At 54.1% G+C, this 23333-nt stretch carries 23 protein-coding genes; 6 read left to right on the top strand and 17 right to left on the bottom strand.

Annotation, left to right across the window (positions count from 1 at the left end):
• Nucleotides 1–4: 4 nt before the first annotated feature.
• The 5 genes from E6C51_RS03015 to E6C51_RS03035 all read right to left on the bottom strand — a co-directional run bounded on the left by E6C51_RS03015 (nt 5) and on the right by E6C51_RS03035 (nt 5874).
• Entirely contained in the window at nt 5–1516 is a 1512-nt protein-coding gene (locus tag E6C51_RS03015; protein ID WP_190234969.1) for a malonate--CoA ligase, read from the bottom strand.
• Nucleotides 1513–2946, bottom strand: a complete 1434-nt coding sequence (locus E6C51_RS03020; RefSeq protein ID WP_190234970.1) for a malonyl-CoA decarboxylase — start codon at nt 2944–2946, stop codon at nt 1513–1515. The genes E6C51_RS03015 and E6C51_RS03020 overlap by 4 nt, the downstream gene beginning before the upstream one ends.
• Entirely contained in the window at nt 2946–4259 is a 1314-nt protein-coding gene (locus E6C51_RS03025; protein ID WP_190234971.1) for a TRAP transporter large permease, read from the bottom strand. The genes E6C51_RS03020 and E6C51_RS03025 overlap by 1 nt, the downstream gene beginning before the upstream one ends.
• Entirely contained in the window at nt 4256–4801 is a 546-nt protein-coding gene (locus tag E6C51_RS03030) for a TRAP transporter small permease subunit (RefSeq protein WP_146930411.1), read from the bottom strand. Before E6C51_RS03030 ends, E6C51_RS03025 begins: the two co-directional genes overlap by 4 nt.
• Nucleotides 4802–4869: 68 nt before the next feature.
• Nucleotides 4870–5874, bottom strand: coding sequence for a TRAP transporter substrate-binding protein (locus E6C51_RS03035; protein WP_190234972.1), 1005 nt, complete (start codon nt 5872–5874; stop codon nt 4870–4872).
• Between the two features lie 117 nt (nt 5875–5991).
• On the opposite strand from E6C51_RS03035, the gene E6C51_RS03040 reads away from it, so the two are divergent.
• Nucleotides 5992–6663 carry a GntR family transcriptional regulator gene (locus E6C51_RS03040; RefSeq protein ID WP_146930405.1) on the top strand — a complete coding sequence of 224 codons (672 nt, stop codon included), beginning with the start codon at nt 5992–5994 and terminating at the stop codon, nt 6661–6663.
• Between the two features lie 78 nt (nt 6664–6741).
• Here E6C51_RS03040 and zigA read toward each other — a convergent pair whose 3' ends face one another.
• Both zigA and znuA read right to left on the bottom strand, forming a co-directional pair.
• Nucleotides 6742–7956: a zinc metallochaperone GTPase ZigA gene (gene zigA, locus E6C51_RS03045; RefSeq protein WP_190234973.1), complete on the bottom strand. Its 1215-nt coding sequence runs from the start codon at nt 7954–7956 to the stop codon at nt 6742–6744.
• A gap of 82 nt (nt 7957–8038) precedes the next feature.
• Nucleotides 8039–9058, bottom strand: a complete 1020-nt coding sequence (gene znuA, locus E6C51_RS03050; protein ID WP_190234974.1) for a zinc ABC transporter substrate-binding protein ZnuA — start codon at nt 9056–9058, stop codon at nt 8039–8041.
• Between the two features lie 117 nt (nt 9059–9175).
• Between znuA and E6C51_RS03055 the strand changes: the two genes are divergently transcribed.
• Genes E6C51_RS03055 through E6C51_RS03065 form a run of 3 tightly spaced genes read left to right on the top strand, consistent with a single transcriptional unit; the run spans nt 9176 to nt 11272 of the window.
• Nucleotides 9176–10066, top strand: coding sequence for an ATP-binding cassette domain-containing protein (locus tag E6C51_RS03055; protein WP_190234975.1), 891 nt, complete (start codon nt 9176–9178; stop codon nt 10064–10066).
• Nucleotides 10056–10865, top strand: a complete 810-nt coding sequence (locus tag E6C51_RS03060) for an iron chelate uptake ABC transporter family permease subunit (RefSeq protein WP_190234976.1) — start codon at nt 10056–10058, stop codon at nt 10863–10865. The genes E6C51_RS03055 and E6C51_RS03060 overlap by 11 nt, the downstream gene beginning before the upstream one ends.
• Nucleotides 10866–10870: 5 nt before the next feature.
• Nucleotides 10871–11272 carry a Fur family transcriptional regulator gene (locus E6C51_RS03065; RefSeq protein ID WP_190234977.1) on the top strand — a complete coding sequence of 134 codons (402 nt, stop codon included), beginning with the start codon at nt 10871–10873 and terminating at the stop codon, nt 11270–11272.
• Here E6C51_RS03065 and E6C51_RS03070 read toward each other — a convergent pair.
• The 7 genes from E6C51_RS03070 to E6C51_RS03100 form a co-directional block, all read right to left on the bottom strand.
• Entirely contained in the window at nt 11267–11794 is a 528-nt protein-coding gene (locus E6C51_RS03070; RefSeq protein ID WP_190234978.1) for a gamma carbonic anhydrase family protein, read from the bottom strand. The genes E6C51_RS03065 and E6C51_RS03070 overlap by 6 nt on opposite strands.
• 36 nt (nt 11795–11830) lie before the next feature.
• Nucleotides 11831–12100 (bottom strand): hypothetical protein, encoded by a 270-nt coding sequence (locus tag E6C51_RS03075; protein ID WP_146930387.1) that lies wholly within the window; start codon nt 12098–12100, stop codon nt 11831–11833.
• 45 nt (nt 12101–12145) lie between these two features.
• Entirely contained in the window at nt 12146–13516 is a 1371-nt protein-coding gene (locus tag E6C51_RS03080; RefSeq protein ID WP_230987027.1) for a D-alanyl-D-alanine carboxypeptidase, read from the bottom strand.
• 292 nt (nt 13517–13808) lie between these two features.
• Nucleotides 13809–14555 (bottom strand): hypothetical protein, encoded by a 747-nt coding sequence (locus E6C51_RS03085; RefSeq protein ID WP_190234979.1) that lies wholly within the window; start codon nt 14553–14555, stop codon nt 13809–13811.
• A gap of 194 nt (nt 14556–14749) precedes the next feature.
• A complete protein-coding gene (locus tag E6C51_RS03090) occupies nt 14750–15361 on the bottom strand; it encodes a transglutaminase-like cysteine peptidase (RefSeq protein WP_190234980.1) in 612 nt (203 codons plus the stop codon).
• Between the two features lie 971 nt (nt 15362–16332).
• Nucleotides 16333–16944, bottom strand: a complete 612-nt coding sequence (locus E6C51_RS03095; protein ID WP_146930381.1) for a PilZ domain-containing protein — start codon at nt 16942–16944, stop codon at nt 16333–16335.
• A gap of 276 nt (nt 16945–17220) precedes the next feature.
• Nucleotides 17221–19149 carry an acid phosphatase gene (locus E6C51_RS03100; RefSeq protein WP_190234981.1) on the bottom strand — a complete coding sequence of 643 codons (1929 nt, stop codon included), beginning with the start codon at nt 19147–19149 and terminating at the stop codon, nt 17221–17223.
• A gap of 272 nt (nt 19150–19421) precedes the next feature.
• On the opposite strand from E6C51_RS03100, the gene E6C51_RS03105 reads away from it, so the two are divergent.
• Both E6C51_RS03105 and E6C51_RS03110 read left to right on the top strand, forming a co-directional pair.
• Nucleotides 19422–20204 carry a rhomboid family intramembrane serine protease gene (locus E6C51_RS03105; RefSeq protein WP_190234982.1) on the top strand — a complete coding sequence of 261 codons (783 nt, stop codon included), beginning with the start codon at nt 19422–19424 and terminating at the stop codon, nt 20202–20204.
• Nucleotides 20205–20346: 142 nt separating this feature from the next.
• Nucleotides 20347–20781, top strand: a complete 435-nt coding sequence (locus E6C51_RS03110; protein WP_146930372.1) for a CBS domain-containing protein — start codon at nt 20347–20349, stop codon at nt 20779–20781.
• 57 nt (nt 20782–20838) lie between these two features.
• Here E6C51_RS03110 and E6C51_RS03115 read toward each other — a convergent pair whose 3' ends face one another.
• The 3 genes from E6C51_RS03115 to folE all read right to left on the bottom strand — a co-directional run bounded on the left by E6C51_RS03115 (nt 20839) and on the right by folE (nt 23111).
• The gene (locus tag E6C51_RS03115; protein ID WP_190234983.1) at nt 20839–21780 is read right to left on the bottom strand and encodes a patatin-like phospholipase family protein; all 942 of its coding nucleotides are present in this window, start codon (nt 21778–21780) and stop codon (nt 20839–20841) included.
• A gap of 193 nt (nt 21781–21973) precedes the next feature.
• Nucleotides 21974–22423, bottom strand: coding sequence for a phosphoribosyl-AMP cyclohydrolase (gene hisI, locus E6C51_RS03120; protein ID WP_146930366.1), 450 nt, complete (start codon nt 22421–22423; stop codon nt 21974–21976).
• 82 nt (nt 22424–22505) lie between these two features.
• A complete protein-coding gene (gene folE, locus E6C51_RS03125) occupies nt 22506–23111 on the bottom strand; it encodes a GTP cyclohydrolase I FolE (RefSeq protein ID WP_190234984.1) in 606 nt (201 codons plus the stop codon).
• Between the last annotated feature and the right edge of the window lie 222 nt (nt 23112–23333).

Raw genomic sequence — 23333 nt, forward strand, 5'->3', positions numbered from 1 at the left:
GTTTTTAGGATTGATACAAATCGGCATAGGTGGTGCGAAGAATGTTTTTCTGCACCTTGCCCATCGTGTTGCGCGGCAAGTCGTCGATAAATATGACGCGCTTGGGTTGTTTGTAGCGGGCTAAACGGTCTTGAAGGGCGTTTAACACGCCTTTTTCATCCAAGGATGCGCCGGGCTTGAGCACGACAACGGCTGTGACACCTTCGCCGAAATCTGGATGGGCAACGCCGATGACGGCGCTCTCGACCACCTCGGGCAACATGTCGATCTCGCTCTCCACTTCCTTTGGATAGATGTTATAGCCGCCTGAAATCACCAGATCCTTGCCGCGGCCGACGATGTGGACGTAGCCATTCTCATCCACTTTGCCAAGATCGCCAGTGATGAAAAAGCCGTCGGTTCGAAACTCGCTTTGGGTTTTTTCCGGCATGCGCCAATAGCCCTGAAATACATTTGGGCCTTTCACTTCGATCATCCCGGTTTCGCCGTCTGCCAATGGCCTGCCGCTTTCAGGGTCGGTGACGCGCAATGCGACGCCGGGTAAGGGGAAACCAACAGTCCCGGCCACCCGTTCACCGTCATAGGGATTGGAGGTGTTCATATTGGTTTCCGTCATGCCGTAGCGCTCAAGGATACGATGGCCGGTCATGGCTTCAAACTGGCGATGGGTTTCGGCCAGCAGCGGCGCAGAGCCAGAGATGAACAACCGCATATGGGCGGTGGATTGTGGCGTGAGATCCGGGCTTTGCACCAAGCGGACATAGAAGGTGGGAACGCCCATCATGACTGTCGATGTCGGCATCAGGCGCAGCGCTGTGTCGGCATCGAATTTCGGCAGGAAATACATGGACGCGCCCGAGAGCAGGATGACATTGGATGCCACAAACAGTCCGTGGGTGTGAAAGATCGGCAGTGCGTGGATAAGCCGATCTGCGCTGGAGAATTTCCAATAATCGCGCAGGGTGGCGGCGTTGGACAGCAGATTGTCGTGGCTTAACATCGCACCCTTTGAGCGGCCTGTGGTGCCGGAGGTGTAGAGTATCGCCGCAAGATCATTGGCTGCGCGCTCAACGTCTGTGAATGCATCGGGCTGCTGCGCTGCCAGTTCCATCAGGCTGCCACCACCTTTTTCATCCAGCGTTTCAACGGCAGCATTTTTGGCTGTGGCAATTGGCAAAAGTCCGGACTTGGCGGCTGGAGCACAGACAACCAGGCTTGGTTCGGCATCGCCAATGAAATACTCGAGTTCCGCCAGTGTATAGGCAGTGTTGAGTGGCAAATAGACCGCACCGGCCCGCACGCAGGCGAGATAGAGCATCAAGGCTTCCGGGCTTTTCTCAACCTGCACCGCCACGCGATCGCCGGGCTTTACGCCGCTTTTGACAAGGGCAGAGGCCAGGCGGGCGGAGAGGGTGAGCATATCACCATAGGTCCAGCACTTACCCTCTAAAGTCTCGATAAAGGGCGCGTCTGAACGGATGCCGGCGCAGATGGCATCAAAAAGGTGGTTGCTCATGCATGAAACTCCTTGCTGCTATTGGTTTTTTGCTCGTCTTTGGCCTGCGTGGCAATCAAGGCTTGCGGCAGAGCAATCAGATTTTTCGGTGCTTTATCGGTTGGCACCAGCTTACGAATGGTTTGCGCTGCAACAACCTCGTTGCGGGCTGCAAATGCCTCGTGGTTTGTCTCGATATCATCCAGTTTATAGAGATAATTGACCATCAAACCAAAGGATTGCTTTAATGCGCGGGGTGAGCGGTCTGCAAGAAAATTGATGCGCTCAAGGCGCGCACCATTGCCCAAATGGAAGCGGGCCACAGGGTCGATGACCTTTGCTTCGCTGTTGCGGGCTTTCAAGAAATACCAGGCGGCAGCCATGGTGATGATGGGGCGAATTTGCTCGCACAAAGCGTCATCATTCCACCATTCCGGCTGGTCCAGCGCTGCCAGTTTGGCTTTGTCGGTGGCGCTGAGGACGTCCGATGCGTCATTGTCGCGCTCTTTTGCAAGCCATGCGGCAAAGGCGGGTACCGGCGAAAGTGTTACAAACGTTTCAAGCTTGGGCAGATCCCGCCGCAGGTCTTGCACAACCTGCTTGATCAGAAAATTGCCAAAGGAAATGCCGCGTAGGCCATCCTGACAATTGGAGATCGAGTAAAACACAGCAGTTGTTGCCTCCTTGGCGTGGATTTCAGCCCGTTCCTCCCGCAACAGACCGGCGATATTGGCGGGGATTTCCTGCGTCAGTGCCACTTCAACAAAGATCAGCGGATCATCCACCAGTTGCGGGTGGAAAAAGGCAAAGCAGCGGCGGTCATCTGGCGCAAGTCGCAGGCGCAGTTCATCCCAGCTGCCAATGTGGTGCACAGCTTCATAGCGGATGATTTTTTCGAGGATATTGGCGGGCGTCGACCAATTGATGGACCGCAGCATGAGAAAGCCGCGGTTGAACCATGACCCGAACAGATGGGCGAAATCGGCATCCACGGCTTCAAGATCGCGGTCGCTGGCCTTGATGCCAAGAAGGGCTTCGCGCATACGCACCAGGGATGCCACGCCATTGGGAGCTAGGTTAAATCGCCGGATCAACTCCTGACGGCGTGGCTCGGAGGCAAAGTGAAGTTCCAGCAAGGCTTTGGGGCTGGGGTTGCTGCGGTAATTGTCAATCGCCTTTTCAAGGCGGTCTGTTTTTGGGCCGAAGCGTGTGAGCAGCATATGCATGAAGGCTTTTTGCTGGGCGGCATCCAGCCGCTGCCAGCCGGCCAGAATGTCGGTGGCCAGCGCCATGCCCGAGGCCTCACCCCGGCTGGAAAGCAAGGTCTCGCAGAGCATTTCCATGGTGCTCAACGGGTTTTCATCTTCATTGCGTGGGCCAAAGGACAGCAGCCGACGGCCCCTATCGGTAATGGCTTGCAGCATGTCGCCAAAGAAGGATGTGGTGTTCATCACATTGCTCCGAGCATATGATTGGGTAGCCATGTCACAATATCGGGAAAGACGCACAAAATGAGGATGGCAATGAACATCACGATCACATAGGGCAGAGCACCCCACAAAATATCGCGCGTGGGTATTTTGGGCGCAATGGCATTGATGACGAACAAATTGAGCCCGATGGGTGGCGTAATCAGCCCGACTTCCATGTTGATCGTGAGAATAATGGCAAACCAATAGGGATCAAAACCTGCTTGCGTCACAATCGGGAACAGCATGGGCGCTGTCATGACAATGACGGCAACGGGCGGCAGGAACATGCCGCAGATCAGCAGGAAGACGTTGATGATCAGCATCAAAACCCAGCGGTTTACTTCAAGATCGGCGATAAAGGTTGCCACCGACTGAGTGATGTAAAGCGATGATAGTGCAAAGGCGAACAATTCTGCAGACGCCATGATCATCATGATCATCACGCTCTCGCGCATGGCCGAGGAAAAAATCTGGGCAACGGGTTTGATGCGAAACAGCCGATAGGCAATGATAACGACAGCGAGCGTGAGAAAGGCACCAGCACCTGCCGCCTCCGATGGCGTTGCCACGCCGCCGTAGAGCACATAGAGCGTTCCGGCAATGATCAGCAAAAAGGGCAGAATGCGCGGCAGAGACGCCATTCGTTGTTTTAACGTGTAGCGAATGCCACCGGCATCAAACACATAGCCTTTGCGCTTGCAGTCAATCACGGCCCAGATCATGAACATGATTGTCAGCATGATACCGGGAATGACGCCTGCCATAAACAGGCGGCCAATGGAGGATTCGGTGGCGATGCCATAGACAATCAGCGTCACCGATGGCGGTATCAAAATACCAAGCGTGCCGCCTGCGGCGATGGAGCCGGTGGCAACCGAATTGGGGTAACCCCGATTGAGCATTTCGGGAATGCCCATTTTGCCAATGGCGGCGCAGGTGGCGGGGGAAGAGCCGGTCATGCCGGAAAAAATCGCACAGGCACCGATATTGGAGAGAACCAGACCGCCCGGCACCCGGTTTAACCAACGATCCAGCGCGGTATAGAGATCCGATCCCGCAGGTGATGAGGCAACGGCGGCCCCCATGAGCACAAACATCGGAATAGAAACATAGGCCAGATTGGCAATGCCGGAGAACATGGTGTCGCCCAGCACATAGAAAATATCAAAACCGCTTTGGAAAAACAGCGCAGAAACAGCGGCAAGGCCAAGCGCAAACGCAATGGGCATGCCCGTGCCCAGCAGCACAAACAACGCAAAGATCATCAGCAATCCGGCAGCAGTTGGGCTCATTGCGGCATCTCCTTCAGAGCGGAATGTGGATCTTCGGACGCATTGGAGGTGTCTTGCGGCTGATGGGTGAGAAGCGACAGGATTTGTGCGGTATATTGCAGGCTCAAAAGGCCAAAGCCGATGGGCAAAGAAAGCAGGGGAATCCAGAGCGGCGGTGCCCAGACGCTGGAGTGTTTCCAATTACCGGCCCAGGCATCGTGAAACTGAAACCAGCCCGCCAGCAGCATGATCACACAAAACAACAAACCCAAAAGGCTGCCAATCAGTTTCAGCCCGCGTCGGGTCGATGCGCTGACCATCAATTCAACCACATCGACACCAACATGGCCGCCTTTGAGCAGCACATAGGGTGCGCCGAGAAACATGGCGGCGGTGGCTGCGAACACCACAAAATCGGTTTGCCAGATCGTGGGAAGATTGAACGCATAGCGCAGTAAAATCATCTGACAGACGACCAGCATGGACGCAATCAAAAGTGCTGTTGCAATGAAAGCAAACAGGCGGGATATTTGGCTGATTGTCCAAATATAGGCCTTTACCATCTTGATATTCCCCAATTTTTGCCGTGAGGGTGCGGCATTGCCTCCGCAGCCCTCGATGCTTTGGTCGATCATTTTACGGCGAGTGCTTCATCAATCAGCTTGGCACCGCCTGGCACTTTCTCGGCGAAGTTTTTGTAAGAGGTTTTCTTGGCAATCTCGAGCCAGGCATCATAATCGGCCTTGGTCATTTCAACGACCTCCACGCCTGCCTTCTTATAGGCATCAATCATCACCTGATCGCCTTTGCGCACTTCCTTGTCGAAGAATTCTTCAGCCTTTTTGCCCGCAGCCAGAATGGCTTTTTGCTGGTCCGGTGTCAGCTTGTCGAAGGTCTTCTTGGAAACCAGAACGGGCTCATACATGAACCACAGCGCGTTCTCTCCGGGTGCTGTGAGGCACTTGGCCTGTTCAAACAGCCGGTAAGAGACGAAGCTGGCAGAGGATGTGTTGGCCGCATCCAGTACGCCGGTTTGCATGCCGGTGTAAATTTCTGAAGACGGCATGGACGAAATGGAGGCACCAGCACCCACCAGCATCTCTTCAAAAGCAGGGCCTGCTGCGCGTATGGTTTGTCCCTTTATGGTTTCAGGCGAGGTGATGCAGCCCTTTTTGGAGGCAAAAGCCCCCGAAAGCCAGGCGTCAGAGATCACGATAGCCCCTTGCTTTTCAATGATCTTCTTGATGTCTGTCATAAAGGGCGAGGTGTTGAGGCGTTTGGCACGGTCAAAATTGCCGACAAGGCCGGGCATCAAGGTTGCCGAAAACTCGGGATTGCGGCCCGAGGCGTAATCCAGTGGAAAAGAGGTCATATCCAGAAGGCCACGGGTGAGGGCGTTCCATTGGTCGTTGGGTTTGTAAAGCGAAGACCCCGGAAACACCTGAATGGTCAGCCCGACATTGGCGGCCGCAACATCGCGGGCGATAAGTTGAACCATCTCATCGCGGATGTCGCCTTTTCCCCCCGGAAATTGGTGGGACGCTTTCAACACTGTGTCCGCATGGGCGCTCCACGCTGCAACGGTGCTTATGGCGGTCAGCGCGCCGACTTTCAGTATCTGTCTGATTTTTTTCATGTTTTCCTCCCTTTGTTCCAGCCTCCCCGCCGGATTTTTATCATGATGCCCCTGTCTTGCACGCAATGTCAATAATGTTGTATACAAGATTTTTGATATTGTACGCAGAGATCCGCCATGTCTTCAAACACTTTCCACAAGCTCCGGGATGAAATTGAAAACGGTATCGTGGCGGGGGAATTTGTGCCGGGCGAGCGGTTGGATGAAGTGCAGCTTGCGTCTCGCTTTGGCGTTTCGCGCACGCCGATCCGTGAAGCATTAATGCAGTTAAGTGCGATTGGCATGGTAGAGATCCGGCCCCGGCGCGGGGCAGTGGTGGTTGATCTTGGACCGCAATATGTCTTTGAAATGTTTGATGTGATGGCCGAGCTTGAGGGTATGGCAGGCGCACACGCCGCACGCCGCCACACCAGCGCAGATCGGATCGCGCTTCTGGACGCGCATGCGCGGTGTGAGCGGGCTTGCCTACAGGAAGACACCGACGATTATTACTATGAAAACGAGGTGTTTCACCATGCGATTTATGAGGCTTGCCATAGCGGTTTTTTGAAAGATCAATGCGTGCTGTTGCATCGGCGTCTTCGGCCTTATCGCCGTTTGCAACTGCGTGTTCGCAATCGCATGAAAACGTCCTTGCGGGAGCATGGTGAAATTGTTGCCGCCATTCTTGATGGCGACGCCGAAAAAGCCCGTCACGTGTTGCGTGACCATATCGCGGTGCAGGGAGATCGGTTTGGCGATCTGGTGTCCAATATAAAGCGGATGAAGCGTGCGGATCGCGATGCTTGAACCTGGCTCTGCTGCCGCCTGATCTTTGAAAGATAAGGCGGCGGCCTTGGTAAAGCGTGTGTCGCTTGGTCCCCTTGATCAGGCTGTTGCCATCTGCGGTGCTGCCCATTCCGCGAAGGGGTCTTTCATATTGCGCCAGGCAGCGGGCGTGAAGCTCGATTCGGGCACCAGACATACATCCAATTTTGCACGGATCTCGGCTTCATTCATCGGGTCGGCACCAATAAACACCAGTTCCTGGCGACGATCTCCCCAGATCGGATCGAGATAAGGGGCCATGGCCCGCATGAAGCCGGGATCTTGTGGCCATTGCTGCTTTGGCACCGAGGCCCACCACAGACCCATGCGGCCTGTGCGCACCAAGGGGCCAGCCTGGCTCATTTCGCCAACATGGTGGGGGCGGGTGGCCAGCCAGAAAAAGCCCTTTGCACGGATAACGCCCGGCCATGCGCTATCAATAAACGCCTGAAACTTCATGGGATCAAAAGGACGGCGGGCTCTATAGACAAAGGAGCGAATGCCGTATTCTTCGGTTTCCGGCACGTGATCTTTAAAGCCGTGCAGTTCTTTAAACCACAGCGGATGGGTTTCGGCGCGGGCAAAGTCAAAGCGGTTGGTGCCAAGCACCTGCCTTGGTTCAACATGGCCGAAATCCGTTTCGATAATATGGGCATCGGGGTTAAGGCCAACGACAATCTTGCGGGCGGCATCGAGCTTTTCAGCGCCGGCGATGCTGGCTTTGTTGAGCACAACGACATCGGCAAATTCGATTTGCTCGACCAGCAGATCCACCAGCGTGCGGTTGTCTTCATCGCCCGCCGTTTCACCGCGGTCTGCCAGAAAATCGGTGGAGCTGTAATCATTGAGAAGATTGGCGGCGTCCACCACCGTCACCATCGTATCCAGACGGGCAATATCGTTGAGGCTTTGGCCATCTTCATCGCGAAAATCAAAGGTGGTGGCAATCGGCAGCGGCTCGGCAATGCCGGTGGCCTCAATCAAAAGGTAGTCGAATTTGTTGGAAGCGGCCAGCTGGCGCACTTCTGTCAGCAAATCCTCGCGCAGCGTGCAGCAAATGCAGCCATTGCTCATTTCCACCAATTGCTCATCGGTACGCGATAGGTTTGCGCCGCCATCGCGCACGAGGGCCGCATCAATATTCACCTCGCTCATGTCATTGACAATCACCGCCACGCGCAAGCCATCGCGATTGCCAAGAATGTGGTTGAGCAGGGTGGTTTTACCGGCACCCAGAAAGCCGGAAAGAACGGTGACTGGAAGTCTCTGCGTCATTTCTCACTCCTTAATGTAATAACATTACATTTGTCGACCTTAAAAAGGCGGATGTCTGCATCCGCCGTTTTTGAACTTGGTATCAGCCCTTGAGGCAGGTGCTGATGGCGTTTGCCATATTGGTCATCAGAGCCGGATATAGGTCTGGCCCATCCTTCAAATCGGTGCCGAGGGGATCAAGCACGCCGGTGCGGGCCTTGGTGCCTTCTGCCACCACAGAAATCAGCTTTGGGGTAAACTGCGGTTCGGCAAACACGCAGGTGGCTCCCAACTCTTTGACCTTGGCGTGAATTTCGGCCACACGCTTGGCACCGGGGGCGGTTTCCGGGCTGACGGTAATGGAGCCCGCAACGGTGATCTTATAGTGATGCTCAAAATACTGATAACCATCATGAAAGACGATGAACGGTTTGCCGCGCACCGGAGCCAGTTGGGCTGCAAGCTTCTTGTCCAGTGCATCAACGCTGGCGTCGAAGGCCGCCAGATTTTTGGCATATAGGGCCGCATTGGCAGCATCTTGCTGGCTTAATGTGTCGGCGACCGTTTTCGCCATGGCTTTCGCATTGTTCGGATCAAGCCAGATATGCATGTCAAAGGCTTCGTCATGCTCGTGATGCTCGTCATGTGCCTGCTCATCATGTGCCTGCGCGTCATGGGCATGTTCATCATGGGCGTGGTCTGCATCGTGGTGCTCGCCGCCCTCGGCGGCATCATGATCTTCATCATGCATATGTGGCTCAAATGTTCCGCCTTGACGTGTTGGCAGAAGTTTTACGCCCTTGGCATGTTCCATCTCGACCACTTTGGCTTTGCCCGCCAAAGCATCCAAAGGCTTATCCAGAAACGCTTCCAACCCCGGTCCAATCCAGAAAACCACATCTGCGTGTTGCAATGCTTCGGCTTTCGATGGTTTGAGGCTATAATTATGGGGAGAACCAGCACCCTCCACCAGCAATTCAGGTGTACCCGCACCTTGCATGATGGCGGCTACAATCGAGTTGAGAGGTTTGATCGAGGTCACGACATTGGGGGAAGCAAAGGCAGAGCCACACGCCAAAAAACTGCTCATAAAACCGAGGTAAGCAAGGTGCTTTGCGCGCATGATGATCTCCTGTATGTCATGTCCCGTGATGCCCATGTAATGTTATTACATAGATTGCGTAACGCTATAACGTGTGGCATAGCGTGATGCAACAGACAAATTTAAGGTCATGCTTGCGTGCTGAATATCTCTGGTGAAGCTCCGCTGGTCACTCTTCGCAATGCTGGTATTCAGCGCGGTGGGCGCTGGCTGGTGCGTGGTGTCGAGCTTGAGTTGCGTAAAGGCGAGATTGTTACCCTGATCGGCCCAAATGGATCAGGAAAATCCACCACGGCCAAAATGGCCATCGGTGTTCTGAAGCCTGATGAGGGCAGCGTCGAGCGGTTGCGCGATTTTACCGTGGGTTACGTTCCGCAAAAGCTCGCCGTTGATTGGACCATGCCGCTCAGTGTCGAGCGTTTGATGACGCTGACCGTGAAGCTGAGCAAGCGCGAGGTGGACGCCGCCCTTGATGCTGTAGGCATTGCCCATTTGGCCCGCGCACAGGTGCAAAATCTGTCGGGTGGTGAGTTTCAGCGCGCACTTCTGGCCCGTGCCATGGCGCGCAAACCTGATTTGCTGGTGCTGGACGAGCCTGTGCAGGGTGTCGATTTTGCAGGTGAAATCGCGCTTTACGATTTGATTTCTGACATTCGGCGCAAAACCGGCTGCGGTATTTTGCTGATTTCACACGATTTGCATGTGGTGATGGCCGAGACCGATACGGTGGTGTGCCTGAACGGCCATGTGTGTTGCCGGGGCACGCCCGATATTGTCAGCCAAAGCCCGGAATATCAGCGCTTGTTTGGTGTGGCCGCTGCACGCACGCTGGCGGTTTATAATCATCGCCATGATCACACCCACCTGCCGGATGGGCGGGTGCAGCATCAGGATGGCTCGATTACCGACAATTGCCACCCGGGTGACGGCCATCATCATGATCATGATCATGGGGAAAAACACCACCATCAGCACCATGGCGAAGGCACGGCCTCGACCGCATTGAACGGAGGTCGCCATGATGGATGATTTCTTCCTGCGTGCGCTTCTTGCCGGTGTTGGGCTGGCGTTTACCGTTGGTCCTCTGGGATGTTTTGTGATCTGGCGGCGTATGGCCTATTTTGGCGATACCATGGCCCATTCGGCGTTGTTGGGCGTGGCGCTGTCCTTGCTGTTTTCGATCAATTTGACCTTGAGTGTGTTTTTGGTGGCAGCAATGGTGTCGTTGTTGTTGCTGGGCTTGCAGAAAAAACAGGGGCTGTCATCTGATGCGCTGCTGGGTATTTTGAGCCATTCCACGCTGGCAATTGGCCTTGTGCTGGTGGCGTTCATGACCTGGGTGCGGCTGGATCTGATGGCCTATCTGTTTGGTGATATTCTGGCGGTGACCAGTACCGATATCGTCACCGTCTGGTTGGGCGGCTTTTTCGTCATTGCTTGTCTGTGCCTGCTGTGGCGTCCGCTGCTGGCGGCAACGGTGAATGAGGATGTGGCGGAAGCCGAAGGCTTGAAACCCGCACGCGCCAGACTTATTTTCATGCTGTTGATGGCGGTTGTCATTGCCATTGCCATGAAGATTGTGGGTATTTTGTTGATCACGGCTTTGCTGATCATTCCGGCGGCAACAGCAAGGCGCTTTGCTCCCACGCCCGAGATCATGGCCGTTATGGCCTCGGTGATTGGCGGGCTTGCCGTTGTCGGTGGGCTGTTTGGTTCACTGACCTATGACACGCCGTCGGGGCCTTCCATTGTGGTGGCGGCTCTCGTGTTGTTTCTTTTAAGTCTGCTGCCCGTGCGCGGTCCTCGCGCCTCCAACGGGAAAGGATGATGTCTATGGCCACGCCGCAACTAACCCGCAATCAGGCTCTTGTGTTTCAAGCTCTCGAGAGCGCTGATGGGCCTCTTTCCGCCTATACCATTCTTGATAAATTGCGCGATCACGGTTTTCGCGCACCGCTTCAGGTCTATCGCGCTTTGGAAAAGCTGTTGGAATTTGGGCTTGTGCATCGGCTGGAAAGCCTGAACGCTTTTGTTGTCTGCTCCCATCCAAAGCATGATTGTTGCAGCCACGGCACGGTTGCCTTTGCCATTTGTGAACGCTGCGGTCTGGTGCAGGAGTTTCACGACCACGCCATTGAGCATCAGCTTCAGGACTGGACCAAGGGCAGGGGGTTCAAGGCCGAGAAAACCACCATTGAGATCAAGGGCGTTTGCGCCAATTGCGCAGGCTTATAATGGACGCAGATCGCGGGCAAAACGCTGCCAGTTGGCAATGTAATTGAGCGCCGATTTTCGCAATCCCTCGACGGCTTGATCATCCAGTATGCGCACAACACGGGCCGGCGCGCCAACAATCAGGGAATTGTCGGGAAATTCTTTGCCTTCGGTAATCAGCGCATTGGCTCCGACCAGGCAATTCTTGCCAATTTTTGCGCCGTTGAGAACGGTCGCTCCCATGCCGATCAGGGAGTTATCACCAATGGTGCAGCCATGAATAATGGCATGGTGGCCAATGGTGCAGCCTTGGCCGATTGTTGCGGGAAAGCCCATGTCGGTGTGGATCATGGTGCCTTCTTGCACATTGGTGCCAGCACCCAGCGTAATGGCTTCATTATCACCGCGCAGCACGGCACCAAACCAGATGCCAACGTCTTCACCGAGAATGACATTGCCAATCACATGCGCATCTGGCGCAATCCAGAACCGGTTGGCTTCTGGCAAGGCTGGTGACAGATCACCCAAAGCGTAAAGTGGCATGATGTTATCCCCCCGACAATCAAGCTAATATCTATATTATCTCAGGCGCATTGTCAGCGGAATCCGGCCCGATTGCATGCCGATATGGATGTGAATATGGGCTTCTGGCTGTGAGTAGCGCCAGGCGCGCGCACCATGGCACATCAGCAGATTCATCAACTCGCGGGTCTTTGAACGCGGCTTGTTTGTACCAAATTCCGCCAGCTTGAAAGCTGCATCGTGCAATGGGTTCAACACGCTGCGCGGGTTGTACGGCATGGCCGCATCTTCAGAGATGATGTTTTCAATATTTTCGTTGTTTGCCATTTTGGTTTCCTCGCACGCATGACATTTCGAGGTGGGGTGTTGTGGTTATTGCATCGCGGCCCAGCAACTCACGCCAGATTTTTTCAGCGAATTACATGCATTTAAAGCGGCTTGCTGGTCCTCAAACCCGATAAAGCGGGCGCGGTAGACTTTTGAAGAACCTTCGCCATAGGCAACAGCCAGAGGGCGAGCCTGTTTCAATCCGGCGTGGCCCTTCGCTTTTGCCCGCTGTAACAGGTCCATGGCATCGCTATGGCTGTTGGCAACGCCAATCTGAACCGTCCAGCCCGATTCGGCTTTTGCCTCGGACTTTGTGGAGAAGGTCATCGTGTTATCAACGTTGGCAGGTGGTACAGGGTGATGGCCAGTCATCTTGCGACGTTTCGGGGTCGGCGCAATTGTCGAGATTGCCTTTGACGCACTGCTGTCGTCTTCATCATTTGCGTAAGCCGTTTCGCCCAAAGCCGGAGCGCTGCCGTAGCGGGCACCGGGAACAGGTACGTCTGCCATCGGCAAGCTGGGCACGGGTTCGGAGCCGCGCGAAGCGTTGGCAACGGGCTCAGGTATCGATTTCTGGCTGGCAACAAGGGCGCGGGTGTTGCCGCGGCTTGAGGCTTGCGGCAAATAGGTGGCAATCAACTGGCGCATGCGATTGTCGCGGGCAGGGGTTGAAACACCTCCGAGCACGACCGCAACCAATGACTTGCCATCAATATGGACCGAGCTGACAAGATTGAAACCAGACGCATTTGTGAAGCCGGTTTTGATGCCGTCTACACCGCGTACGCTGCCAATCAAGCGGTTATGGCTGCCGATAACCTGCTTGCCATAAACAAAACGTCTGGCCGAAAAATAATGGTAGTACTGCGGAAAATGCGTATACAGCGCCATGCCCAGACGCGCCTGATCGCGTGCTGTGGTTTTTTGTTGTGAATTTGGCAGGCCATTGGCATTGCGATAGGTGGTGCGCGTCATGCCAAGGGAGCGCGCCTTTGCGGTCATCATTTCGGCAAAGTGGCTTTCACTGCCGCCCAATGCTTCACCAAGGGCCGTTGCCACATCGTTGGCGGAGCGGGTGACCACGGCCAAAATGCCTTGCTCGACCGTGAAGGTCTGTCCGGCTTTAACGCCGAGCTTTGATGGCTTTTGCGATGCCGCATGCGCCGATACCCGAATAGGGGTGTTGAGGCGGATCTTGCCCTTTTGCAATTCTTCGAACACCAGATAAAGGGTCATCATCTTGGTGAGCGATGCAGGATAGCGCAGCGCGTCGGGATCAGAAGATTTCAACACTTTGCCAGTGTTGGCGTCGACCACTATATCGGCATAGGGCGGCGAGTAGGCGGCCTGGGCCGTGGCGGTGCTGCTGAGGCTGGCGGCACATGCAATGAGGGCAGCGACAGACAGACGGGTCATATACCGGATCATCATACTCCGGCCAAGGAGGCTCGCGACTTGCTTCTTCACCACTATGCTCTTTTTTCCAGAATCCACGATTTTGCCGCCCCCTACTGCATAATTCCTTAAATCGGAATCGATTTAAGGCGAAAATTATGCAGCAGACTTAAACTGTTACAGCGTTCTTCGTGCGTTTTTTTAAAACGCACGACGCTGTAGCGACACTGGTCCCACTTTAGAACGACAGCGTTACCAAGTGGTTTATGATGAACAACTCCTTGCCAAAGACTGGGCGATTTTCACTAATTTTTTATGGATTGGCATTTGCTGTTATGCGTTTGCTCACATAGGCGGTCACGGCATCGTCAATTTTTTGCCAATCCGCCAGATTTTGAGCGGAAAAACGATAAAGAACACTCAAGTCTTTGCCGAGGTGAATATCGCGCTGGCAATCGTCTATCGCTTGATCTTCCAGTTTTGGGGCATCCATGCAGCGTATGGCGTAATCTGCATTACCGGGCCGATGTGCAGTGTAAAGGATCTCGCCATCATAACCGCTGCCCGGTTTGAGGCGGTGAATGGTCAGGCCATAAGGCCCTTGCTGTGGTGCACCGTCAAAAAGTTGCGTGTAAATCGGTGCGACCCGCCCGGACATATCTTGCGACATGGTGCTTTGGCTGATCTGAATAAAAATCAAACGGTTGGTCTGGCTGGCATCATCAAAGCGCAGCCGATCGGCAACGTCATAGCCGCGCATTTCCGGCCACATGAGCGCAAGATCAATACGCATCGCTTTGCCATCGTGCCGCTGGCGCTCAAACCGAATGGCGTTTTCTTCGACCTGCAATTGATCAAGGCCGATGGTGATGCTGCGAACTGTCTGGCGATCGCTGTGATCGCCCAGCAAAAGAAAATGGCCAAGTGTTGGGCTGAAATAGGTGAGCGTCAGCGAAAACAAAGCCATAAATCCCAAGACCGCGGCGAGGGCGATCTTTTGGCGCAAGGATAAAAGCGGCTTTTCCTGATTCAGGCTATTGTCGTCTTGCGCATGTGCCACGCTGAAACGCTGCTCCGCTTGAAGAATCTCTCTATCGGTCGATAGGGTTGCGCCATTATGGTTAATTGACGGTTAATAAAATCGAGCCGGTTCCGTGGCAGCGGAACCGGCTCTTGGTCTCGGCCGGGATAGGTGTGCGGGGAAGACCGGACCAATTCGATAGGGGTGTGCGTTCATCCAATGTCGGTTATGGATTATTTTGTTTGCAGAGCCGCCATCGCCGAGTTGCGGCTATCGATAATCTTGATCCATTGGCCGGGATTGTCGCCAGCCTGACGCTTCAGGTAGGTGTATTCGGTATCGGACCACAGCATCACCTTGTTGCGCATATTGTCCAAAATGAAATCGCCGCGATCGGTTCTGACCGTTAGAACGGCATGGCCCTCGCCATTGGGCTGCAACACCACGGTGATCAGAAGGTCTGACGCCGACACGCCTTTTTCCATCAGTTCGCGGCGTTTCAGCAGCGCGTAATCTTCGCAGTCGCCAGCCGTGACAGGATAGGCCCAAAATTCTTCGACGCCATATTGCTCCAGATCCGTCTCAGGTCTGATGGTGGTGTTTACGGTGTAATTGACATCCAGAATGGTTTTCCAAAGCTCAGGTGTCAGTTTTGCCGGGCCAAAATCTCGCTCAAGAGGCTTGCACTCGATCGCATGGGTTTTGCAAAATTCGTAATGGCCAATGGGCTGGCTGGTTTTTCCAGCGAGTGTCATGGCGGCTTGTCCTGCATTGGCGCTGCTCGCAGATGCGAAGGCAAGCATGGCAGCGATAAAGGCGAAACCGATTGTGTTTTTCTTTGTCATTGGATGTCTCCCCGTTCTGGGAGTACAATGACGCTGATGTTTTTATCTCTCGCAAAATTCAGAACTCAAAATAAGTATAGTTTTGAATAGAATAAGTATTAAATTTATCGAAAATTCTAACGAATTTGGTAGGCTAAAAGATAGAAATCAGCTTAAGTGGTTGTGTATACGTTGTCCTGCTCGTTCTGAGATTTTCAATTTAATACGTTGAAATTTATGATGGAAAACGATTTTTTGCCGATGTGCAGTTTCAGTGTTTTGGTCTGAGTTTGATCGAGTTCCCGTTTTGGGAGAGTGCGATATTCCCAATTTGGAACGAAAAATCCGCCTATTTCGCCCGAATGCGCTGTTGCTGAGGTGATTATTTATTTTACTAAGCGTTCGGATGGTGAATGCTTAATGAACGGAATATGTTGATACTATATTTATGCCAAAAACGCCCCTTTATACCTTTCGTAAAGCATTTGTACGCAAGCGGAGTGCGCCGTCGTCGTTACGGGTAGCGAGCTGGATCATGCGGGAGGTGGGGGTGAAAAGAAGGATGAAGCACACCGCACTCTCCTGCATAAGTTTTTAAATCGGAGTGGATTTAAGAACTTATGCAGCAGTTCTGTGTGCTCTGGTTCAATCTGAACCATAGTACACGACGCATACGTTTTACCGTGTAGCTCACCCCCCTCTGCCCTGCCGGGCATCTCCCCCACAAGGAGGGAGATCGACAAAAGCAACCCTATTGCTCAACAGCATACGTCCTATGTGTCGGAAATCAGGATTTCATTGTGAGAAACGAGCGGGAACGCCTATCCGATCTCCCTCCTTGTGGGGGAGATGGCTGGCAAGCCAGAGGGGGGTAAACGGCACATAAAGGCGTTTGTGTCGTGTACTCTGAATCTGAACCTGACAGACTCTAAATTCCCTTGTTTTCGTTTGTCTTTTCGGGAAAACCGGATTCCATTTTTCCTTGACAAACTCTAGAGAAAATCTTTCAAGGAATCACGCGACTGAAGCGTGGTAAACTCAATGGCGACGCCTTCAAGAAAGTGGCGGACCACGCGGCCGCGGGTGTTGCCCAGACGGACAGCCGTACCCATGGCGGGACGATATTCCATTTCCACGGCGGCACCCGACAATGAAAGGTCGATAATCCGGCAGCTGAATTTCTGACCGTCGTCCAGTGTCAGTTCAGCGCGTGCCTTGCGCGGGGTGAGGCGATCGTGACGACGATCTTCCGGCAGGCCCAATTCGTGTTTATTGGCAATCCAGGTCAGTTGCGCCGCCAGTTTTTCGCGTTTGCGATCGGTGGCAACGATGCTGATGACAAAGCCATCATCGGTGGTTTTAACCACACTGCCTTCGATGCGGCCAATATTGTCGATGTAAGCGATGATACGATCACCGGCCACCGGGCGGGCAGCGCAAATAAAGCGGACGTCACCGGGCGACATATCCACGGTCAGGCAAACATATTCGTCCTGGCTGGGCACCATCAAGCGCCCTTCAAGACTAACGGACACACGCTGAAAGGCGCGTTGAACCTGACGCCTCTCTGTCTCGCTTTTTTGTGTCTGTTGAAAGGAATACATTGCCGGGTCTCGCAGCCGTGGATAGGCGTTAATATTAGTTGGTAGCTATTAATAGAGTCTTCACCCACGGCACCGAAAGCGCGTTCGTGACACCATGCATCCTCTGTTGCTTGCTTCCTTATACCGATTCTGGTTTGCGAAAATATCCAGCAGGGCGTTCGCCCAAAAAATTTATATAGCCCCATATTTTCATCCCGCGCCGGGTGCTGAAATGCAAAACGCCCGACGAAAAGCCGGGCGTTTTGTTTCAACTTAAATCCGCAGTCAAAAGGTGCGTTATTTTACGATTCGAGCGGAGATGTTGTTTTTGCTGTAACTCACCTTGAGCGTGTGACCTGCAAGTGAAACAGAATCAAACTTTCCCTGAACCGTGCTGGCATTCACCAGTTGCAATGTATCGCCAACCTTAAATGTTTGTGAGGGCGCTGCGGTCAACACCAGCTTGCCACCCTCAATCGACATGGATTTGTTGATCTGGAGGCGAACATTGTTTCTGTCTTGCAGTTTGATTTCAACATTGGCCTGTTTGCGCACGGTGACATTGCCGCGCACTTTCAATTCCCGTGTATCGATCACGGCTTTGCCGCCGCTTAAGTAAAGGTCGCCATTGCCAAATGCTGTGTCGGATGCAGCAATCAATGTGCCATCCTCAATCATTGTGCCGCCGGTCCAGTTGTTTTTGCCGGTGAGGGTGAGGCTGCCAGTGCCTTGCTTGCTCAACATACCCTTGCCGTTGATGGCGTTCTTCCAGGTATCCGCTGCATTGAAGCCGCCCTTGCTGGCGTCCATAACCAGCGTGACATCGCCGTCAAATGCGCCGTAGCCGTCAGCGGCCCGAAACAGGTCAAGACGGCCCCAACCCTCAGGATCGCTGATAATCGGATAGCCCGAAGCGATTTCCGTGGTTTTGAGCACCACACGGCGCTGCTCTGCACTGAGGTAAGGCAGGCGGGTTTCGAGTAGAACTTCTGCACCCTTTGGCACTGTGGGGGCCAGGTTTGGATCGCTGATCTGTGGATAGCCATAGGTCAGGCGTTCTTCAACGAAAGCCTTGTTCCAGGCGTAATCGGCCAAAGCATCCTTCGGCTTGGGCTCGGAATGGGCAAAGGCCATCAGCGCCTGAAAGTTAGACGAATCGGTTGCCTTCATCAGCCATGTCTGGCTTTGCTCATAGGCTTCCTGACGCAGAGGCGCGTTTTTGGGCAGATTGAGATTGTAGGCGACAATCGCGGTGGCCAGAACGCGGCCACCCAGAACGTCAAATGTTTGGTGCATACCGGCGCGGATACGATTTTCGCCAAGAACAGCGGCGCGGGTTACCATTTCCTGATAGCGCTGTGGCACCAGATAGGCCATCACCAGCGCATCGCGCCAGGCTTCGGCGGTGTGGCCACTTGGGAAGCCGCCATCAGAAACCGGCTTGGAGCTTTCGGCTGGCACGAGCTGCGGCACAACGCGCACCTTGTCGCTTTGGCGATAGGGGCGGGCAAATTTATAATAGCGCTTGGCAGGCTCGGTGGAGCCATCGGCGCTGCCGGCTTCAATCAGATCAACCGCCTTGCCGAGATCGGGATTGTCTTTTGCGCCAACGCCGCGGTTGTTGCCTTTATCGTCGTATTTCACCGTTGTGGCGTCGGCAGGCATGTCCGTGATGGTGGTGGTCTGCTTTGCGCCCTTGCGCCAGGCGTCGGTCAATGGGCCAAGGCCGTCGGTGATGCTGACATTTTTGCCGCGACGGTCATCGAGATAAGCGGCAAGATCGCGCTCCGGCGTATGCTCACCCGTCACCTTGATGGAATAGGCAATATTTTTTCTGTGCAGATCCGGGCGCTTCGGCACCCCGTCGGTGGTGCTGCCCGGAATGCCATCCCAATCGCTCTTTTTAACTGCCGGGCAACCATCCTTGGCAGGTGCATCCTGATCGGCATCGACAAAGGGCGTGCGGGGAGTCCACAGAGCGAGAAAGCCGGAAAGAACCCGCACACCGGCGTTGGTTTCCACTGTGGCGTGGCAGGCATCACCACGCTGATTGGTGGCTCCCGTGTCGACATAGGCCAGCACATTGGCCGGTGGTGGCGCTGTATCGGCGTGGCCCACGCCGGTGGGCGCGGGCGGCAACGAAAGGCCCTCGGCGAAGGCCGGGGTCAGGGCGGTAGCAAACAAAAGTGCGGCTGAGGCAGCGGCAATGGACTGAAAACGGGTCATGAAGGGCCTTTTCTGCGAACATAAGCGAGAGGAAAAGCGCAGGGCTTCGGTGTTTATTCGTCAACATGACGAAATAAATCGCGTTGTAACAGGAGTGTCAACTCTTGATAGGTGTGCTGTCGTCTTGATTGACGAAATTCAGGCTCGTCTATAGGGTTGTCCGGTAACAGTTTTCTGACAGGTTTTGGGGTTTCCATTTCCTTTTGAAGGTGCATCGCTATATGCTCAATCTGGTGTATTGCAGGGGCCGCGCATCATAGGGAATCGAGTGCATGGACGATAAATCGAATGGGCCTTGGGATCAGGACCCCGACGATGTTGACGATGTGGCGGACGAAAGTCTTGTGAGAAGTGGCCGCAAGCATGAACCGGTGTTTAATCTGCCGGGCGGGGTGCTGTTATCATTGCTTCTTGTGGCTTTGATCTTTGCGATAACCAATTGGATTGTCTCCACTGAGCTGTCTGACTGGATTATGCGTGAATTCGGCTTTTCCCCGATACGCTACGTCACGCCGTTTTCCGATCAGGATATGGCGTGGATCTGGACGCCGTTCACCTATTCGTTGTTGCATGGCAGTGTTGAGCATCTGGCCTTCAATGGTCTTTGGCTTGCGGCTTTTGGCACGCCGGTCTGGCGGCGCATTGGTGCGTCCCGCTTTGTCCTGTTCTGGTTGGTGACGGCGGCTGCCTCGGCCTTTGCGCATGCGGCACTGAATTGGGGCTCGGAAGACTTGCTGATTGGTGCCTCCGGCGTCATCTCCGGCTTGATGGGAGCTGCCTGCCGTTTTGCCTTTGGCTCTGGTCGCGCTGGCTTCAGTTTTGATGAGGAGGATGCCTGGGTGCCACGTCTGAGCGTGTTTGAAGCCCTTGCCCAGCGCACCGTTCTCGTGTTCGTTTTGATGTTCTTTGCAGGCAATCTGATTATTGCCTTTGGTATTCCATTGATTGGTGATCCTGGTGGTGCCATTGCTTGGGATGCCCATATTGGCGGCTTCGTGGTAGGCTTCTTTGGCTTTGCGCTGTTTGACCGCAAACCTGTGCGCAAATCAAATTAGGAAAAATAAATATTCGGGGCGGCCCTCTCGGTTGCGTTCTTCTAAAAATGCAGGCAGCATAGGCGTTCAGGCTTCTTATCTTGGGGAGGGGGAAGAAGTCTGAATCCTATGCCCGGAGATCTGCAATTGAGGAGGAAAGCAAATGTCTGTGACAGTCAGGAATATTCTCGGTGAAAAAGGCCGCGACGTTGTTACCGTTGGGCCAACCGTCAGCGTGGCAGATGCTGCCCGCGTTCTCTATCACAATAAAATTGGTGCTGTTGTCGTGGTCGGCATGGAAGGCCGGATTGTTGGCATTTTCACTGAGCGTGATCTTGCCTCGGCCATTGGTCGTCTTGGCGTGGAGGCCATGGATCTTCCCGTTTCCAAACTGATGACCGCCAATGTGTTTCGCTGCACCGAAGACACCACGGTCAACGAATTGATGGGGATGATGAGCAACAAGCGCTTTCGTCACGTTCCCGTTGAAAGCGGCGGAAAACTGATCGGCATCGTATCCATTGGTGACGTGGTCAAACAGCGCATCCGTGAGGTTGAGCTGGAGGCCGAGCATATCAAGGCCTATATTGCCGGTTGATCAGGCAACTGCAGCGTCCTGATTGAAAGGGACGCTGTAAACACGTCACACACAGTTTCAGCGCGCGTAGCTCTGCTGCATGCGCTGAATGGCTGAAATATTGGCCCGTGTTTCCTCATAGCCTCTGTCGATCGATTCGCCTGCGCGATGAAACTCGGACAGGCCAATTTCGTTGACGCGGGGATGCAAGGCCAGATCGGGCGGATCACCTGCGAGGCGGGCGCGCGAAATGCGATCTTGAATAATGTTGAAAGATTGCACCATCACGCCGGTGACGCCAATGCGGTTCTGTGTTCGCCGTGCGCCTGTATCCGGGCCGATAGGCCCAACCTTGTGTTTCACCACAGCCGAGCGACCATAAAGATCGTAATGAAGATTGACGGCCACCACCAACGGTTGTTCATAGGCGCGGCATACGGAAACCGGAACCGGGTTTACCAGTGCGCCATCAACAAGAGTTCTGTTTTCACTGCGAACGGGCTCAAAAATACCGGGCAGGGCATAGGAGGCACGCAGCGCGGTAATCAGGCTGCCACCATCAATCCAAACTTCATGGCCTGTGTGCAATTCGGCCGCCACTGCCACAAAGGGTTTTGGCAGCGATTCAATGGAAAGCCCTTGCAAATGTTCCTGCATCCGCTTGGTAAGGCGCATGCCTCCCAGCAGGCCGCTGCCGCCAATGGTCAGATCCAGCAAGGCTGCAATGCGGCGCACGGTGAGGGAGCGCGCAAAGGTTTCAAGCTCATCAAGCTTGCCCGCCAGATAGCAGCCGCCCACCAGCGCACCAATCGATGTTCCGGCAATCATGCCAACTTCAATGCCAGCCTCGTCCAGCGCTCTTAAAACACCGATATGTGCCCAGCCACGAGCAGCACCGCCACCAAGCGCCAGCGCGATTTTGGGCTTCGGCTGTGGCGGTCGCTCTACAGAGGCGGGTTCAGTGGGGCCACTGGCAATCGCATTTTTTGCCCCTTGGCCTTTTAAATTCCAGTTCAGCATATGTATCGACCCTCCTCGGTTGAACATATATCAAGAACAGTGTGGACCCGCGAGATTACCAAAGCCTTGATGATCGAGTTTTACGGCATAATTCTTTAAACCGGAATCGGTTTAAAGAGAAAATTATGCCGCAGATATAAAGTATTACAGCGTTCATTGTGCGACATATACGGCGCACAATGAACGCTGTAATTTATTTTTTGCCATAGACAGAATTGGGATCAAAATGCCGGTGATCATCTGTGATCACTGTTTTTGCTACGCCATTGTCCAGCTCGACGCGGCGATAAAAGCAGGAGCGGCGTCCAGTGTGGCAAGTGGCGTCATGGCCCGCCACCTCCACTTTCAGCCAAATAGCGTCCTGATCGCAATCAACCCGGATTTCCTTCACGCTTTGCATATTGCCAGAGCTTTCGCCCTTTTTCCAAAGCGCCTTGCGTGAGCGGCTGTAATAATGGGCAAGGCCGGTTTCAATCGTTAGCGCCAGCGCCTCGGCATTCATATGGGCCACCATGAGCAGCTCGCCATCGCGGTGATCGGTGACAATTGCCGTCACCAATCCGTGAGCGTCAAACTTGGGGGTCAACAAGCCGCTGTCTTCAAGAATGGCTTTATCGGTGGAGGGAGAGGCAAATTCGATCATATGTTTTATCCGCAAAAAGAAACACGCGCTTTTGCAAGCGCGCGTTATTGTATTACACCACCAGATGAAATCGGCAACCGGCTTATCGGCCGCGCACCATGGTCATGAAGCGCACCTGCTCACTGGCATTATCCTTGAACTCACCGGTGAAGGTGGTGGTCAGCGTGGTGGAGCCGGATTTTTGAATGCCGCGCATGGCCATGCACATGTGCTCTGCATCGACCATGACGGCCACGCCGCGCGGCTTGAGGTTGGTGTCAATGGCTTCGGCAATCTGTGCCGTCATGGTTTCCTGTGTTTGCAGGCGGCGGGCGAAAATATCCACCACGCGGGCAATTTTCGAAAGGCCCAACACACGACCTGCTGGCAGATAGGCCACATGGGCCTTGCCAATCACCGGCAGCATATGATGTTCGCAATGGGAGAAAAACGGAATATCTCGCACCAGCACGATGTCGTTATAGCCGCCAACCTCTTCAAAGGTTGTGCCAAGCGCATCTTCAACACTGGTCTGATAACCGGAAAAAAGCTCCGCATAGGCCTTGGCTACGCGCTTGGGCGTATCCAGCAGTCCTTCACGGTCCACATCTTCGCCAGCCCAGCGCAGCAGCGTTCTTACAGCATCTTCGGCTTCCGCCCGGCTGGGGCGGGCCGCTTCTGGTGTCAATTTTTTCACGATGGCGTCCATGCCGTTGTTCTCCGCTCAGGTGCCCTGGAGGAAACCCTTCTTCGCTCGTGAGCTCTAAATGGGTAATTCTTGCCATTTTGGCAAGTCCAATCCGTGGCGATCACTCATACTACGCGAGGTTTGATATTCTGGATCACGTTCATCCATGCTATATAGGCAAAAACCATTGATCTGGTTAGGCCGTTGAAGTGACGCAGTGTCGCGTAATTAAAGGTCTCCTGA

The sequence above is a fragment of the Gillisella terrae genome, assembly GCF_004801395.1.
In the GTDB taxonomy this organism is placed as follows: Bacteria; Pseudomonadota; Alphaproteobacteria; order Rhizobiales; family Rhizobiaceae; genus Allorhizobium; species Allorhizobium terrae.